We start from the raw sequence: 16,250 nt of genomic DNA, 5'->3' as shown, positions 1-16,250 counted from the left end.
TAGTCGGTGGACCACGGTGGAATTTCGTCCTGCCGAGCTTCCGACCACGCGCTCGTCACGCGCCGTGACTCTAGATAATGGATGTTGATAGCTCTGGAAACCCGGGATGCTGGCGTGTCGCCGACGGGGGTCGGGATATTTCCTCATCGCCGGCGGCGGATGGCACGCAACCGGCGGCTCAACCGTTTCCTCGGCCGGTCGGGGCATGGCCAGCGGATGCGTTCACCGGGACACGGTCGCGGCGGCGATACACGTTCAGACGAGGTGTCCAGACGGGGTTCTGGACGCGCGACCACTGAGGTGCGTACGTTCGCCACGACCGGCGGGTCGCTGGGGCTGCTCACCGACTGGCTCACCTTCGCTGGCTACGGAAGCAGGATCGTTCCAGGTCCAATCCAGCAGCAACTATGAACACCCACTGCCATCCGATGGAGCGGAGAACAACCGATATGGCCAAGGCCGGGGACACCGCACGACGAAGGCCCGAGGTGCCTGACTCGACCGGAGGGCGGGACGAGGACCCCGCGGTGCTCTCGTCGGTGGCGGCCACGCCCCGGGACACGACCGTCCCGGCTATTCCGCGACAACGGCAACCAGAGCCGCCGGCAGCCGGGCCGCCGGAGTGGAAGATCAGGCTGACCGTCAGAATCTTCATCATCGATGCCACGGCAATCACGGTCGCGCTTACCTGTTCCTATCTCCTCCGGTTCGGCATGAATGCGAACCCAACCGTCCACGGGGCGTCATATCTTTCCGTCGCGATAGGTATCGGGCTGGGCTGGCTCGCCATGCTCGGCGCCGCCGACACCTATCAGACGAAATATCTGGGCATCGGAACCGAGGAATACCGGCGGATCAGCGTCGCGACATTCCGGCTGTGGGGCACGACGGCGATCCTCTCCTACGTCCTGCGCGCAGAAGTCGCTCGCGGGTTCTGTCTGGTGGTCCTGCCGCTGGGGCTACTGCTGCTGATTACCGGTCGGATGCTCGCCCGCCGACGGCTGGTGGCGGCTCGGCGGGCCGGCCGTGCCCGCCACCGGGTCGTCGTCGTCGGTGACCGTGGCACGGTGGCCGAACTCGTCAGCGAGCTCCGATATGAACCCGCAGCCGGATTCGAGATCGTCGGCGCATGTCTACCCCGGCAGGACGACTACTCGGCCGATTATTCTCCCTTTCCCGTCCTCGGTGCCCTGCCGGCGCTGCGGTCCGCCGTCGCCCGCGCCATGGCCGACACGGTGGTGGTCGCCTCGTCCGCGGCGGTCAACATCGAAGCCGCCAAGCGGATCGCCTGGGACCTCGAGGGGACCGATGTCGATCTTGTCATCGCGTCGAGCATGGCCGGAATCGCCGGGCCGCGGGTATCCCTGCGGCCGATCGCCGGTCTCCCCCTGCTACACGTGGAGAGCCCGGTCTATACCGGTTGGCGAAAGGTGGCCAAAGACATCTTCGACCGGGTCCTTGCCGCCGTGGCCCTCGTTACCCTGTCCCCGCTGCTGCTTCTCGTCGCGTTGACCATCCGGGTTGACAGCACCGGACCGGCATGGTTTCGCCAGACCCGGGTGGGTAAGGACGGCCGCGAGTTCCAGATCATCAAGTTCCGGACGATGTACGTGGATGCCGAACGGCGCCGGGCAGCGCTGGAGGAGCGCAACGAGGCCGACGGGCCTCTTTTCAAAATTCGCGACGACCCCCGCGTCACTCGGGTCGGACGAACGCTACGGCACCTGTCGATCGACGAGCTGCCGCAACTCGTCAACGTCCTCCGCGGCGAGATGTCGCTGGTGGGGCCGCGGCCGCCGCTGCCGGCAGAGGTCGCTCAATATCACGACTCCGTCCACCGTCGATTCAAGGTCAAGCCCGGCCTGACCGGACTGTGGCAGGTGAATGGGCGTTCAGAACTGCCCTGGCGGGACGGGGTGCGACTCGACCTCTACTACGTAGAGAACTGGTCGATCACGCTCGACCTCGCCATCATCGCCCGGACTGTTAGCGCCGTGCTGCGGCGGTCCGGCGCATTCTAGGCTGGCGGAAGGGGCGGATAGCCGGCCCGCCAGTCGGCCCGCCGGGTCCATACGACGCGCCAGCCGCCGCTCCCGGCGCCGGCCGGCCGGCCGATTACCGTGGCGAGGGCCGCCCGCAGCGCCACCCCGAGGACCAGCATCGCCAGACACACCGTCCGGCGCCACCCGGTCCAATGGGTCCGCGCCAATGTCACCTTGCCCGTCATCACCAGCACGTGCTTGTCCGCCCATCCGGCGGAGGACGCACCGCCATGGTGAACCACGACCGCGGCGGGTGTGATCACGGGATCCAGGCCAGCCCGGCGGGCCCGGATCGACAGGTCGACGTCCTCGCCGTACATGAAGAAACGGGAGTCGAAGCCACCGAGCTGCTCGAACAGCGCGCGTGGGATGAGCAGCAGGCAGCCCGTCACCACCCCCACGGTCCGAACCGTGTCGCGAGGCCACGGTCCCATCGATTCGGGATCGAACAGGGCCGAACGCCGGAAGGCGGTGGACAGTCCGAGGCCGAAGCACACATGGCTCCAGACGGTCGGAACAGCCCAGCACGACCTGGGGTCGACAGTGTGGTCTGGACCGAGGGTGCGACCGCCGTAGATGCCGTGCCTAGGGTTGGCCCGCGCAAAGTCCAGCAGGTTCGCGACCGCGCCGGGGAGCACCACCGTGTCGGGGTTGAGGAGAAGCAGGTACTCCCCCTTCGCGTGGGAGGCCGCGAGGTTGACCGCCCGACCGAAGCCGAGGTTCGTCCTCTGCTCGATCAGGTTCACGCTGGGAAACCGATCACGGATGATCGAGACGGAGTCGTCCGTGGAGGCGTTATCCAGGACGATCATCTCGGTCGCGAGGCCGTCGGACGCGGCCGCACAGGACTCCAGGCATGCCGCCGTCATGGCGCCGGTGTTGTACGAGACGATCAGGATCGAGACGTCGACGCCCATTTCCCTCTCCAGACCCAGGTAATCCGTGACCCAGGTAATCTGTGCCGGCAGTGGTGCTCCGGCCATCGGCCGTAACGCGAATCGTGCCGACTGGCCCCGGCCGCCAGTTCCTGCCTCACCCTAGACGACGGCTTGTCGTTCGGTTGGTTCTCCGACCGCAGGCCGGCGGGCGTTTCTGGCGCATTCCGGATCCTCGCAACGTGGGCCAGTATTCCCACCCGGTCTCCTGGTCTGCTCCTCGGGGTCAGCAGCTTCGCTGCCAGATCAGCGCCTTGGCGAGGGCACCCCACTCGTAGGCGATCGCATAAGGCCATTCCCGGAGGCGACGCGGACCGACCACAGTGACCCGCAGATCACCGTGGAAGCAGCGGCTGATACGGATGCGGGCGCGGGTGTCCTGCGCGCGGCCGGTGACGAAGAGGATCCTGGTCCAGCCATGTCGGGCGGCGAGCTCAGCGGCGGCCCGCGCCTCGCCCCGCGTGGTCACCGGGTGCGGAGAAAAGCAGATCACCTCCGCCTTCGGTGCCTCGTGGGCCGAGCACCCCCGAGTCCCTGGGGTGGATATCACGAGGACGGGAGCGTAACCGGTACGGGCCAACTCGATCGCCTTGCCGGTTCTGTCCCCCGGACCCGCCAACATGACGATGGCGTCCGCCTGGACGGGCACGTCGGCGGCGGGGAATACGAACAGCCGAAGGGTAAGCGCGGTGAAACCTGCCAGGAACACCGCGAACAGCATCACGATGAGCCGGCGTCGCCCCGCTCGTCCCCGCCGGTGGCGCGCAGCCCGGCCCGCCCCCGGCGGGGGACCGGATGACCCCCGCTCACCGGCCGGCGGTGACGACGCAGCGGAAACCACACCGTCATTCAAACATGCCGGTGTCCGACCACGACCGAGGAAATCGTCGGTGCCCGAGGACCCCGGCCGGTCCCGAACGCCCATCTGTCGGTATTTCTCCTGACCACGGGTTCTCCGTTTTCCGGGCCGGGCTAGAGCTCTCTCAACAAAGTCGCGAACCGGCCGGCCTGAGCTTCCGTGTTCAGGCGATGCTCCACGTCCAGGCGGGCGGCCGCACCGAGCGCGGCCGCCCGGTCCGGGTCGAGCACCAGATGCACGACCGCTTCAGCGAGCGCATCGGTGTCGTAGGGCGGAACGAGAATCCCGGTACGGCCGTGATCGACGTAGTCCCGGATGCCGGGGGTATCGGTCACCACGACGGGACGACCACTGGCCATCGCCTCCAGCACGACGGTTACGCCGCTCACGTGAAGATTGGGCCGGAGGCAGACGACCACCATCGACGCGGCCCTGTACAGATCGCTCACCTCGGGAAGAGTAAGACGGTTCCGACGCCGGCCGAGCCACGGTGGCACGGCCACGTTTCGGGCTGTCACCAGCTCGAGTCTCAGCTCCGCCAGCCTCAGCTCCGCCAGCCTGCTCCGCCCCTGGGCCAGGCCGCGGATCAACGTTTCGAAGTCGCGGTGCCGATCATTTCCGACACTCACTACAAGCCCTTTCTTCGGAGGGTTGACAGAGGCCCGGAAAAATGTGGAGTCGACCCCGAACAGGATGTGCGAGAAACGTCTTTCAGAAATGCCCAGCTGCGTTCGGAGCGGCGGAATCTGGGCGGTGGAAAGCGTAAATATCCGGCTGGACCTTCGCAGGGCACAACGGGCGATCTTCAGCGAGCCGGGCCGTCGACCGGCGACATCGGCCAGCCAGATCACGCCGGTCACGACGGGGGGATGGTTTCGCGTTCCCGCCATCAGCGCCGCCGGGACCCCGACCCGCTCGTCCCAGCACAAGACGACGTCCGAGCCGCGGACCGTTCGGCGGGAGGCCGCGGTCTCCACCCACTCATAGCCGCCGAAAATACGCGGACCACGAACGAAGAACGCGTCCCGGGATACCCGCAAGCTAACCGGGGAGACTTTCACTGAATAGCGCGCCAACCGGTCGAACCCATACGGAAGAGCGTCCGGAACCTCGCCGCGACCGTGACGCTCTCGCCACTTGTTCGCGTCAAGGCCGCCGCTGTAGTGAAGCGCAAGATTACATTCGACCATTAGTCCACCTAAGTTCTGGTAATTCACGAGAGTTCTCATCGCCAGCGCCGGGCGTCACCACGGGAAGTGTCGTCGGGTCCCCACGCACGCGCCCGGTCCGGTCACGATGGTCTACCGTGTGTGCCGCCCGCCTACCTGAATACGACTGCGTCGCGCGGGCCGGCGCCGGCCTGGGGTGATCAGACCGTGGATTTTGTCATGCAACAGTCAGATCGCGCCGACCGGGTGAGCGGAAAAACCCCCGCCACCCCGGCGCACTATAAGCATGCGCGCGCAAGCGTCGTCATTCCGGCCTGTAACGAGGCAGCCGTGATTGGCCGCTGCCTCGACCGGCTCGCCGACGGCGCCGCCCCCGAGAACCTGGAGATCGTCGTGGTCGCCAACGGCTGCTCCGACGAGACCGCCCGTCGGGTCCGCGACCGAGGTGTCCGCTGCGTGGAGACCGCGAAGGCCGGCAAGGCGGCCGCGCTGAACCTTGGCGACGCCGAGGTCACCACCTTCCCGCGATTCTATGTGGACGCCGACCTGGAGGTGTCCGGCGCCGACCTGCTACGGGTGGCCGACGTGCTGCGGACCGGCCCGGCGCTGGCCGCATCACCGCGCCTGACAATCCGTCTTGCCGGCACGAGCCGTGTAGTACGCGACTACTACCGCATCTGGCTGCGGCTGCCCTATGTGCGCAACGGCCGAATCGGTGGGGTCATCGGAGTGAGCGAGCAGGGCCGGGCCTGTTTCGATCGTTTCCCGGACGCAATCGCGGATGACTTCTTCCTCTATCACCGGTTCGCACCGGATGAGCGATCCACGGTCGACGGCACCTGTTTCGTCGTACATCCGGCCCGGACCGCACGCGACCTCGTTCGACAAAAGAGCCGGGTTTTCGCCGGCAACGCCCAACTGCGCGCCCTCGGGCTGGCGCCCGCGGGCGGTTCCACGAAGGATGGTCGTGGCATCGTCGGCGGGTCCGTGGACTGGCTCAGGGTGGTCCGCGCCGAGCCCCGCCTGCTCGGCGCGACGCCGGCGTACCTCGCGGTCTCCACCGTGGCGAAGGTGCTCGCCCGCCGGAAGGTTCGTCGCGGGGACCTCGGCACGTGGGAGCGTGACGGCAGCAGCCGCGGGGGCAGCCCGGCACCGTCGACGTCGACGTCGTGTCCCTGACCTTACTTCGGGTCCGGCCACTCATCGGGTCCGGCCACACAGGTCATCGGCTCTGGCCGCACAGGACCACCGGCCGGCCGTTGTCCGCCCAGACGTTCCCGGCACTGAAGAAAGTGCTCCTACCGGCATCGTCGTTGCCCAGCCGGCAGACATTCCAGCGGAAGCCGCGGCCGAAACGGTTGTCCGTCACGCGGAGATTCTTGGCGGCGACCACGAGCGTCGTTCCGCCGGCGTTCAACCAATTGTGGTCGACGACCACGTCACGGTTACCTCCGTTCGCCCACTCCAGAAAGACGACGGCTGTCTGGGTCTTGTCGTACGGGGAGAGGTCGATGTTGTTGCACACCACACTCAGTTTCCGGACGCCGCGGACCTGGATGCCGTCGGTATGGGCCCCTTTCGGCGGCCTTCGGTCGTGGACGTAGTTATGGCGGATGATGACGCCGGAAACCGGTTCGAGCGTGGACGAGATGTGGAATCCGTCGTCGCCACCGGAAAGATTGCTGTACTGGATGACGTGACCGGTGCCACCGCTGATCGCAATCCCACTTGTCGCCACGTGATCGATCAGCACATGGCTTCCGCGCACGCGGATGCCATCGTGGACGATCGAGTTTCTTATCGTCACGTTGTCGGCGTAGATGTCGATGAGTCCGGAGAACTCCTTGTTCTCCAGTACCTGTCCGGGAGTGGCCAGTTTCCCGGCGGGCATCGGCTGGAACCGGGATCCGGGTGCGGGGCCGGTGTTCGAGGCGTCCGGCTTGCGGTCGCAGCCTCGGGCCGCGGCCTGGTCGTCCCCTGGTAGGCCGCGGCCCGAGGCACCGCCATCCGGTGAAACCCCGGCCGGGACAGTGGCGGGGGCCGGTGTGCCCGCCGTTCGCGTGGGCCCGCCTCTCGAGCGAAGGGCGACCAGCAGCCCACCGCCCGCCACCAGCACCGCAAGCACCGCCACGGATCCAATCAGGACATACCGGTGTCGATTGGTCAACTCAGCGCGAGCCATCGAATCCTTCCAGGGATATCCCACTGAGCCGGGGGCCGCGCCGTACCGGCTCTTTTCGCGGGTCCGCAGACCCGAGCGAGGCCTGCCAGCCGGTCTACGCCCGCGCCGCCAGAAGACGGGATTCGGCCGGTGCGGCCGGGCCAAGGACGAAGTCCAGGAAGGCGACGTGCCGAGCGGACCAGCTGTTGTCCGCGACGAAATCCAGCCGGTCAGCCTCCGTGACGGCCGGCCAGGTCAGGACCTCGTTCATCGCCGCCACCGGATCGTCCCCCGGGCGCAGCAGCCGGACCCGCCGCCCGATGCCCCGAACCGGGGCGAGGTCCGTGGCGAGGACGGGACGTCCGGCCGCCAGATATTCGTAGATCTTGATGGGGTCCATGGCCTCGGTCAACGGAGTGCTCCGGTGGGTGAGCAGGCACACGTCGGCCGCGGCGATCAGACCGGTCACGGCAGGCCGGGGCAGATGCCCAGGCAACCGCACCGACCGCAGCAACCGCAGCAACCGGACGGAGGCCTCGTCCGGGATGGGGCCGGCCAGAATCACGGTGCCGGCCGACGCCAGGCGGCGAATCATGTCCAGATCGAGGCGAGTGTCGACGGTGCCCGCGTACACGCACCACGGCCGCGGGAGGCGCCGGAGCCAGTCCGGCGGGGACGGCGGGCGCAGCCACTCGGCCGGATCGACACCGTTGTGCACGACCAGCCCGGCACCGGTCGGCCCGGCACCGGTGGGATGGAGGCGTTCCAGCAGCGGCCTGGACACCGCGATGACCGGCAGCCGCCGGCGCCGGATCTCCTCGTAGGCATGCCGGAAGGCCGGATGCCACCGCCGTAGCGGTGGATAGGTTGCCCAGTCGTCCCGGGCGTAGTACATGACCGAGCCGGCCCAGGACATGTCGGCAAAGCCCGCCAGCGGCGGATACATGGTGATCACGACGGGTCGTTTACAGCCGGCTCGGGCCGCAGCCCGGCCGAGCCTCCTGTCATACCGCCGATAGGCCGCCCGCAGCGACGGCAGCGTCACCGGGTCCTTGCGGCGCCACCGCTGCGGCGACACCAGATGCCCCTCAACGCCACCGGACGGTGGCAGGACGGTGCTCCGGCCACCCCGCAGCACCGTACCGAGATGGCTCCGGAACGGCTCGGCCACCACCACGCGCCGGACCCGGGACGATCGCAGCAGGGTTAGCAGTAGACGATCGGGAGGACGCATGTACGCCCTGATCGCCATGTCCTGGAGCGTCTCGATCGGCAGGGCCAGCACCACGTCCCGCTGATCCGCCGTGGGGGCGTCTTTCATAAGAGTGAACTCCTTCACCGTTGAGCCATCGGGTTCACCCGTGAGCCGTCGGGCCCAGCGCGCCGTCTCTGCGCGACGACGCCGGAGCAGGCTGCCCCGAGCCGGCGCTCGCGCGCCGGACGCACTGCAGTAGGTCCGCCAACGCGGGTGGACGTTGCCTCCACGTGATCACGACGTAGGCCGCGGCACCGGCCAGCACGCTCGCCAACAGGCACACCGGGCGGGCGAGCCGGAACCCGTGGGTGAGCCACTGGACGGCGGCCATCACGGCGACGGTCCCCGCGGTCGCCACGACGTGCGGCCAGACCGCGGTGACCAGCTCGCGCGGCTTCGCGTCCACCAGGCTGAAGGGAATCGCGAAGCCGGGCGGCAGCAGGAGGACGATCACGATGGCGTACGCCGCCGCGACCCCGTTGATTCCCCACGGCAGGCCGGCGAAGTAGCTGCCGAGCATCAGCAGGCCGGAGAAGATTCCCCAGCGCAGCAGCAGGTCGGTTCTTCCCTTCACGTTGTAGAGGACCCCGACGCTGAAACTCACCGACTGGATGCCGCCGATCGGGGCGAGCAGCCAGATGAGCGGCACCAGCCGTTCCCAGCGCGCGCCGAGCACGACCAGGACGACGTCGCGCGCGACGACAGTGAGTCCAGCCATGACCGGAAAACAGACCAGAGCGGCGACCGCGCATGACCGGAAATAGACCCGGCGGATCGCGGAGTGATCGTTCTGGAGCCGGGAAAGACCGGCGAACATGACTTCCTGAAACGCCGTGGAAACAGTGCTCACCGGATACATGAGCACCCGCTGCGCCAGGCCATAGTAGCCCAACTGCTGGGCTCCGAGGAAATGCCCGACAATCACCTTGTCGCCGTGCAGCAGAAAGAAGTTGAAGACGCTGAACCCGCTCAGGTTGGCGCTGAAACGCAGCACGGACCTGACCTCGGCGGGGCTGAACGAAGCTCTGGGACGCCACGGCGACTGCAGCCACGCGACGAGGGTGGTGACCCCGAATCCGACCAGATAGCCGATGACCAGTGACCACACCTGGTAGCCCAGCAGAGCGAGCACGATCGAGCAGGCCGCGTTGGCCGCCGTCCCGATGATGTTCGCCGCGGCGACGGCACCGAACTTCATCTCCCGGCGGAGCAGCCACTGCTGCAGGTCACCGAGGCTGGCGAGCAGCAGGCCGAGGCCCAGAACCTGGAGCACGGGCGTCAGCGCCGAGTCGCCGTACAGGCTGGCCAGGCCGGGCGCCAGCAGCGCCAGCAGGCCCGAGATGACCAGACCAAGCCCGATGTTGAGGAAAAAGACGCTGCTGAGCAGCCGCTCGCTGATCTTGTCTCGTTGGACGACCGCCATGCCGGTCCCGAAACCCCGCAGAATTTCGAGGAACATCACGATGACCAGCGCCATCGTCATGAGACCGAACGCCCGCGGTTCGAGCAGGTGCGCCAGGACGACCTGGACCAGCAGGCGGGTGACCTGCACGACAACCTGGTTCACCGACATCCACCGGGCGCCGCTGGCCATCGACGGCACCCGACGGGGCGGCGACGGTTCCGCCACGGCCTCCCTCGCCCCCGACGGGGCGGCCGACCGGGTCACGGCCGACCGGGTCACGGCCGGTGGCTGGCTCACCGCTGCCCCCCGGGGGCCAGGACCGCCGGTGCGGCGGTCATCCGCCAGAGTGCTCCGGCGCAGCCGATGAGCAGGAACAGCAGGCCGGCGAGCAACGAGAAGCTCAGGGCGTCGAAGGTGAGGAAGCTGGCGACCCCGGCGAGGATCGAGGCCGTCAACGCCTGGCCGAGTTCCCGGTCACGCTGTTCCTGGGCCCGCCGCCGCGCCCCACGGGCCACCGAGAGACCGACGGCGACCCAGACCAGCAGCACGGTTGTCCCGACGACTCCGGTCTCCAGCACCGAGCCGAGTAGCTGATTGTCAAGGTAGAAGTACTGGTGGGGGGTGAACGTGCCCAGCCCACGGCCGAGGAGCGGCCTTTGCGTGAACAACTTCCAGACCGGGGCATAGTCCTCGGTGCGGCCGGTCACACTGGGGTCCGCGTCGGCCCGCAGGAACAGCGAGACGGTCGCCTCGATCAGACCGGGAAACACCGTGTGCAGGACGAGGACGGACCCGGCCAGCGCCAGCAGGCCGTTGAGGCGGCGGCGAACCGGCCAGATCGCCGTCAGGGTCAGGATCGCCACGGCGAGGCTCACGGCGGTGCTTCGCGAGACGCTCATCGGCAGGACGGCCCCGATGACGGTGACCTGGGCCCAGGCACCGACCCGTGCCCACCCGCGGGCGGCAATGGCGTAGTGCAGGGCCAACGGCAACACCACGGCCAGGACAACCCCGAACTCGATCGGATGCACGGCCGTCGCGGCGACCCGCTCGAAGCCGGACCGGACGTCAATGCGATCGACGTCCGGACTGAGCGACAGTCCCGGGGGGACCAGGACGGCGCTGTAGTTACGACCGGTCAGAAACTCGATCCCGCCGATGGCGGCCATGAAGGTGGCGCCCAGCACCACCCGGCGCAGCAGACTGTCCAGCCGGGTCCGGCACCGGATCGCATCGGCGGCCAACAGCGTCACCCCGGCCTGTGCCACCACCGTCACGAGACTGCGATGAGCGGAGCTGACCTCTGTCGCTTCCACCACGCGGGTGAACATCATCGCGAAACTGAGCGTGAGAACCCATATGAGTACCAGCGTCGCGGCCCGCACCGGCTGGAACACCGGGTCGAACCGGGCGCGTCGTGCGGCCTGGTGAACCAGCCAGCCGGCAAGACAGCAGAGGCCGACGGGCACGGTCAGCTTCCCCAACGGGGGGAGCCGGTAGGTCGCCGGCACGGCGAAGAGAACGAAGACCATCGACGTCAGCAGCGTCACCGCGTCCCGCCGACTCGCCAGCAGGGGTACCGCCACGGCCGGGACGGCCAGCACCACGGCCGGCCCGACCGGCCCGAGCACCATCGCCGCCGCTACGGTGGCGGATCCGAACGCGACCGCGGCGAGCACCGGCCGGGCGGCGCCGGGGGCCGCCCGGCCGACGAGAGAGCCGGCGGTCACCCGGCCACCAGCCCGCTGATCACCGGTTCGCCTCTCACCGGTTCGCCTCGAACCGCCAGGCGACCCGTCGAGTGCCCGCCATGGAATCTTCGGGGAGTGCGTGCCGTCCGCGCCGACCCCGGCCGCGGCTGGCGCCCGCCCGGGCGGCACCGTAATGCTCCGCCCGTGACCGGGCCCGGCGCCCGACCTCGGCGTCGACGGCAAGCGCCAGCCCCAGCGCCGCCGCTACGCCGAGGAACGCGACGGTGCCAAGCAGCTTGAGGCTGCGGGCGGGCCGCACGCTCATCAGCGGCGGCTCGGACAGCGGCGCTATCCGGTAACGCTGGTCCGGCGGCACAGCAGACTGCAGGCCGTTCGACTTCGCGGTGATCACACGTACCACCTGATCCAGGGTGCGAGTGGCCTCGGTGGGATCGGCGGCCGTGGCCGTTATGTCGAGGAATACCGTCTCCGGTTGCACCGAGATCTCGTAGTCACCATGGAATCCAGCCGAACGGATCTCCTCCCGCACCTGCCGAGAGTCCATGATCTTCGATTCCGTGAGAGCCAGCGACTTGAGCGAATCGCCGAAGTAGGAAAGCGGGTTGACGGGCTGCAGGATAAACCCGGAACCGGAGGAGGATGCGGCGAGCTTCTGCTCCACCGACGGGCCAACCACGAGGACCATGGCCTTCGTCTGGTAGACGGGTTTGGCGACAGACATCGTGATCCCGATTGCGGCCGCCGTGGCGAGCAGGATCGGAAGCATGACATACCATCGGCGGAACGCCGTTCTGGCGGCCGTCACGATGTCCATGTCGGGCTCCCCCGGTAAGCCGACGACGCCGACGGCGAGGCCTGGTCCGCACCATGACCGGAAGGTTCTGTCATTCGGGGCTCCAAGGATTCATGCTCCTGAACCGATCCCATCATCAGCCTGGACCGATTCAATGTAGTCGCCCTGCGCCGCGCCGATATGCAGGCCGACCCGCGTGTCGCCGCGCTACCTGGACCGCTGGGAGGGGAACTTCGCGGCGATTCGGGTCCCGATTCGGGTCCCGAATGCTGCGCGTACCTCGCCACCCATGTGCCGAGCATGGGGCAATGCCCACTGCCGCCCCAGAACCGCCAGGCAGCGAGCCCGCTCGGCCCGGTCGAGCCGGTCGTGGGACAGGATCACGTGAACCATCCTGATGGTCTTCTCCACCATCGGCAGCGACGGCACCCGCCGGTGCGGGTCAAACCACATGGCGCGTTCCGCAGCACCCGGGTTGGCATTCATCGAAGTGTTCTTGTGGAAACGCCTAAGAAACAGGCGTTCGGGCACCTCGACAAACTGGCCGTCCAGGGCGAGCTGCGCCAGGAGAACCACGTCGGAACCGACGTACTTTCCGATGAGATCCGTCTTCAGGAGCGCTTCTGCCCGTATGACGCCGAATACCGGATGGTATTCCGTACGGGTCGACAGGAAGTGTCGCAGACGCTCGTGCGGCGTCGGCTCACACAGGTTCATCCCATCCTCGAAGCCACCGGTCACCGTATCGTTCAGGTCGATGAGCGCCGTTTTGGGGTAGGCCAGGACGGCGGCGGACGACGCGGCGGCCAGGGCCGCGACGCACCGGCTGACGAATGCGGGGGCGCAGAGGTCGTCATGGGCGGCCCACTTGAAGTAGGTTCCCGCGGCGAGGTGGACGATCCGGTTGTAGTTCCAGGCCGCGCCGCGGTTCACCGGACTCCGGTGGTACTCGATCCGCGGATCCCGGCGGACGAATTCCCGGCAGATCTGCTCGGTTCGGTCGGTGCTGCCGTTGTCGGCGACGACGATCTGAAGATTCGGGTAGTCCTGCACGACGATCGACTCCAGCGCCCGAGCCAGGAAGTTCTCCCCGTTGAAGACGGGTAGTCCCACCGTCACGAGCGGCCGGGCGTCCGGGTGGGGTGACGGGACACCGGGCCCCACGACACCACGGTCCACGACACCAGGCCCCACAACACCAGGCCCCACAACACCAGGCCCCACGACACCACGGTCCACAACACCAGGCCCCACGACACCACGCCCCGCCTGGCGATCAGGCCCCTTGAGCCGGGCCTCGTCCTGGGTGCCGCTGTCGGCAGGTATGGCCATTCTCCATCGTCCCTCCGTCCGACCGGAGCCGAACCTCTGCTGACGAGATTGTCAGCTGCTAAGTGGCACGACCTCCGCGGGCACACCCAGTTCCGCCAACCGGCCGCGCACCTCGTCCAGATACAGCGGATTCGGGAGAAAAACGCGCCCCACCCGCTCCACCGACAGGTCCTCGGGTGCCAACACCGGATGCCCGGTGCCGGGCACGAACAGGCCCCTCTTCCGCGGGTTGAGGTCGACGACTCCCCGCACGGCGGAACCGACGTCCAACACGTTGAGGAATGCCACCCCCTTGGACCCCGCGCCCCAGACCAGCGCACGCGGCGCGTCCCAGGCGGAATCGGCGTCCGTCGCCAGGTCGGCGAGATGCGCGGACCAGCGCCCGACAACCTCCCGGTAGACGTCACCGAACTTTCTGGCCTGGACCACGAAGCGGTCCGTCGCCACCACGTCCTCGCCGGCGGCCGGTCCGATCCGACCGGACGGACGGGTTGTCGGCGCCGTCTTGGCCTCGATCCAGAGGAACTGGTCACCGTAGGATGTTCCGGCGTCGGTGACGGTGAACCCGGCCGCGCTCACCACCCGCCGAAGTCCAGCCGGCGAGAAGTACGACACGTGCGGGTAGATGAAGTCCCACACCCCCGCCTCGCCGAGGACGAAGCCGCCGTTGGGCACCTCAAGATACAGCGACGCGTCCCGGCCGCCCAGCGCATTACGGATATCGGTCAGAAAGCCCAGTGGATCGGACACGTGCTCGAGGACGTGCCGGCAGACGACAAGATCCGCCGGGAGATGGGAATAGCGCGAACCGTACAGGTCGACCACAAAGGTCACCGCGGCGTCGTCGGCACGTTCGGGGCCGATGTAGGTCGGGTCGTACCCGGTTCCGGCACACAGTCCCCGGGCACACAACAGGCGCAGGAAGTCCCCCTTGCCCGACCCGATCTCGACAACCTCCCGCCCCACCAGGTTGTGCCGGACGATCAGACGGTCCGCCAACGCCTCGGCGTATGCCCGGAAGGCGGGCGAGAAGTGCAGCGAGTTGTCGTACTCGCCGCCGTACTCGACGAGGCCGGCCTCGAACGCGACATTGACCACGGTGCCGCACTCGGCACACAGCGACAGCTCCAGAGCACGGCGCTGCGCGGTCATGGCGGCCTCCCGCGACGGCCACAGCACGCCGGTCATCACCGGCGAACGCTCAACACGTACCAGGTCTTCGAGCGCGGTGCCCTGGCATGCCGGACAGACATTGGTCACCGGACAGACGTTGTTCACCAGGCAGACATTGCTCACTCAGACGGCCCTCAGCTCGGTGTCGACGCCCAGCCGGGTCAACTCCCCCGCGATCTCGTCACGATAGATCGGATTCATGATGATCAGAAGATCCGGCCTATCTTCCCGCAGCCACTCGGACGGGACGATACGGTGGCCGCTGCCCGCCATGAACATGCCGTGTTTGTGCGGGTTGATGTCGACGGCGTAGCGGACCAGGTCGGCGGCCGGGCCGAGGGTCGCCAGAAACGACACACCTTTGGAACCCGAACCCCAGATCGCCGCTTTTTCGCCGCGCTGGTGCCCGCGCCACAGCATCTCGCTCCACCGGTTCAGCGTCGTGGCCACCTCACGCTGGAAGTGCCGTACCCCGACGCGCAGGGTGGCCAGGTCGTCCTCGATCGGCAGCGGGTCACCGGCCGCCGGAACGGTGGACGGCCGCGCCTCGATCAGCAGGTACTGATCGTCATAGTCGAGGGAGACGTCGAGCACCTCGAACCCGGTAGCTCGGAACAACCTCGCCAGCGAACCGGCGCTGAAATAGGAGCAGTGCTCGTAGTACACATCCCAGAACGCCGCCTCCTGCAGCACCCGCAGGACGTCCGGCAGCTCAAAGAGGACCGGGATATCGGTCCGGTCACCGAGCGCGGCCCTGATCATCCGCATGAAGTCGCCGACCGGCGCGATGTGCTCCAGGGTGTGCCGGCACACGACGGCATCGGCGGTCAGGTGCGCATACCGCTCGGAGTAGAGATCCGTGATCCAGGTCAGCCGGCCGGCAACCGGGCTGGTGATGCGCTCGGGCCGGACACCCGGGTCGATCCCGATGCCGGCGCCGGCACCCTGCTCCACCAGGTGGACGAGAAACTCACCCTTGCCGCACCCGATCTCCAGGACCGTCTTCCCGTACAGATCGTACTTGTCGGTCCAGCGCTTGGCGAGGTCCCGCGCGAACTCCTGAAATCGGGTGGAGAATGCCTGCGTCTCCTCGTACCGGGCGGAATACTGGTTCTTGGTCGGATCGAAGGCCGTGTTCATGATGAAGCCGCAGCGCTCGCAGAAGGCGATCCGCAGGTCACCCTTCGGGAACGCCCGGGCCTCGTCCTCGTCGGCCAGCAGCAGACAACTGTGCGACGGGACGTCGTCCCTTGTATAGACGGAGGTGAGACGGGAACCGCCACAGGCGGGGCAGGCGGTGGACTGGTCAGTCATGGTACGACCCTCGGTGTCGGAACGGGAAGGATGAACCGGCCGCCCCGCCGCGGGTACGTCGCCGCAGGTATGTCGAGCTGCGGCAGCGGCGGCCGAGCAC

13 protein-coding genes are annotated in these 16,250 nt (G+C 67.9%); 2 read left to right on the top strand and 11 right to left on the bottom strand.

The annotated features are described in order from the left end of the window. Nucleotides 1–488 precede the first annotated feature (488 nt). Entirely contained in the window at nt 489–2,021 is a 1,533-nt protein-coding gene (locus tag AC08OO_RS02270) for a sugar transferase (protein WP_476608825.1), read from the top strand. Here AC08OO_RS02270 and AC08OO_RS02265 read toward each other — a convergent pair. The 3 genes from AC08OO_RS02265 to AC08OO_RS02255 form a co-directional block, all read right to left on the bottom strand. Beyond that, nucleotides 2,018–2,959, bottom strand: coding sequence for a glycosyltransferase family 2 protein (locus AC08OO_RS02265; protein ID WP_476608824.1), 942 nt, complete (start codon nt 2,957–2,959; stop codon nt 2,018–2,020). The genes AC08OO_RS02270 and AC08OO_RS02265 overlap by 4 nt on opposite strands. 244 nt (nt 2,960–3,203) lie before the next feature. Next, the gene (locus AC08OO_RS02260; RefSeq protein ID WP_476618191.1) at nt 3,204–3,698 is read right to left on the bottom strand and encodes a YdcF family protein; all 495 of its coding nucleotides are present in this window, start codon (nt 3,696–3,698) and stop codon (nt 3,204–3,206) included. Nucleotides 3,699–3,949: 251 nt separating this feature from the next. Next, entirely contained in the window at nt 3,950–4,465 is a 516-nt protein-coding gene (locus tag AC08OO_RS02255; protein ID WP_476608822.1) for a glycosyltransferase, read from the bottom strand. 759 nt (nt 4,466–5,224) lie between these two features. Here AC08OO_RS02255 and AC08OO_RS02250 point away from each other — a divergent pair. Next, nucleotides 5,225–6,184: a glycosyltransferase family 2 protein gene (locus AC08OO_RS02250; RefSeq protein ID WP_476608821.1), complete on the top strand. Its 960-nt coding sequence runs from the start codon at nt 5,225–5,227 to the stop codon at nt 6,182–6,184. 43 nt (nt 6,185–6,227) lie between these two features. Here the strand turns inward: AC08OO_RS02250 and AC08OO_RS02245 are convergent, their stop codons facing one another. From AC08OO_RS02245 to AC08OO_RS02210, 8 genes are all read right to left on the bottom strand, one after another. Next, nucleotides 6,228–7,136 (bottom strand): right-handed parallel beta-helix repeat-containing protein, encoded by a 909-nt coding sequence (locus tag AC08OO_RS02245; protein WP_476618184.1) that lies wholly within the window; start codon nt 7,134–7,136, stop codon nt 6,228–6,230. Between the two features lie 145 nt (nt 7,137–7,281). Then, nucleotides 7,282–8,487, bottom strand: coding sequence for a glycosyltransferase (locus tag AC08OO_RS02240; protein WP_476608819.1), 1,206 nt, complete (start codon nt 8,485–8,487; stop codon nt 7,282–7,284). A 34-nt stretch (nt 8,488–8,521) separates the two neighbouring features. Continuing rightward, a complete protein-coding gene (locus tag AC08OO_RS02235) occupies nt 8,522–10,015 on the bottom strand; it encodes a lipopolysaccharide biosynthesis protein (protein WP_476616647.1) in 1,494 nt (497 codons plus the stop codon). A gap of 104 nt (nt 10,016–10,119) precedes the next feature. Beyond that, complete coding sequence (locus AC08OO_RS02230) at nt 10,120–11,556, bottom strand: O-antigen ligase family protein (protein ID WP_476618183.1); 1,437 nt, start codon at nt 11,554–11,556, stop codon at nt 10,120–10,122. A gap of 34 nt (nt 11,557–11,590) precedes the next feature. After that, nucleotides 11,591–12,352 (bottom strand): Wzz/FepE/Etk N-terminal domain-containing protein, encoded by a 762-nt coding sequence (locus AC08OO_RS02225; protein ID WP_476606855.1) that lies wholly within the window; start codon nt 12,350–12,352, stop codon nt 11,591–11,593. Between the two features lie 186 nt (nt 12,353–12,538). Beyond that, complete coding sequence (locus AC08OO_RS02220; protein ID WP_476618182.1) at nt 12,539–13,495, bottom strand: glycosyltransferase family 2 protein; 957 nt, start codon at nt 13,493–13,495, stop codon at nt 12,539–12,541. Between the two features lie 219 nt (nt 13,496–13,714). After that, nucleotides 13,715–14,959 (bottom strand): class I SAM-dependent methyltransferase, encoded by a 1,245-nt coding sequence (locus tag AC08OO_RS02215; RefSeq protein WP_476618181.1) that lies wholly within the window; start codon nt 14,957–14,959, stop codon nt 13,715–13,717. Continuing rightward, nucleotides 14,960–16,150, bottom strand: coding sequence for a class I SAM-dependent methyltransferase (locus tag AC08OO_RS02210; RefSeq protein WP_476618180.1), 1,191 nt, complete (start codon nt 16,148–16,150; stop codon nt 14,960–14,962). Between the last annotated feature and the right edge of the window lie 100 nt (nt 16,151–16,250).

The organism is Frankia sp. CeCAU1, assembly GCF_977971845.1.
This window is presented reverse-complemented; position numbering and strand designations above follow the sequence as displayed.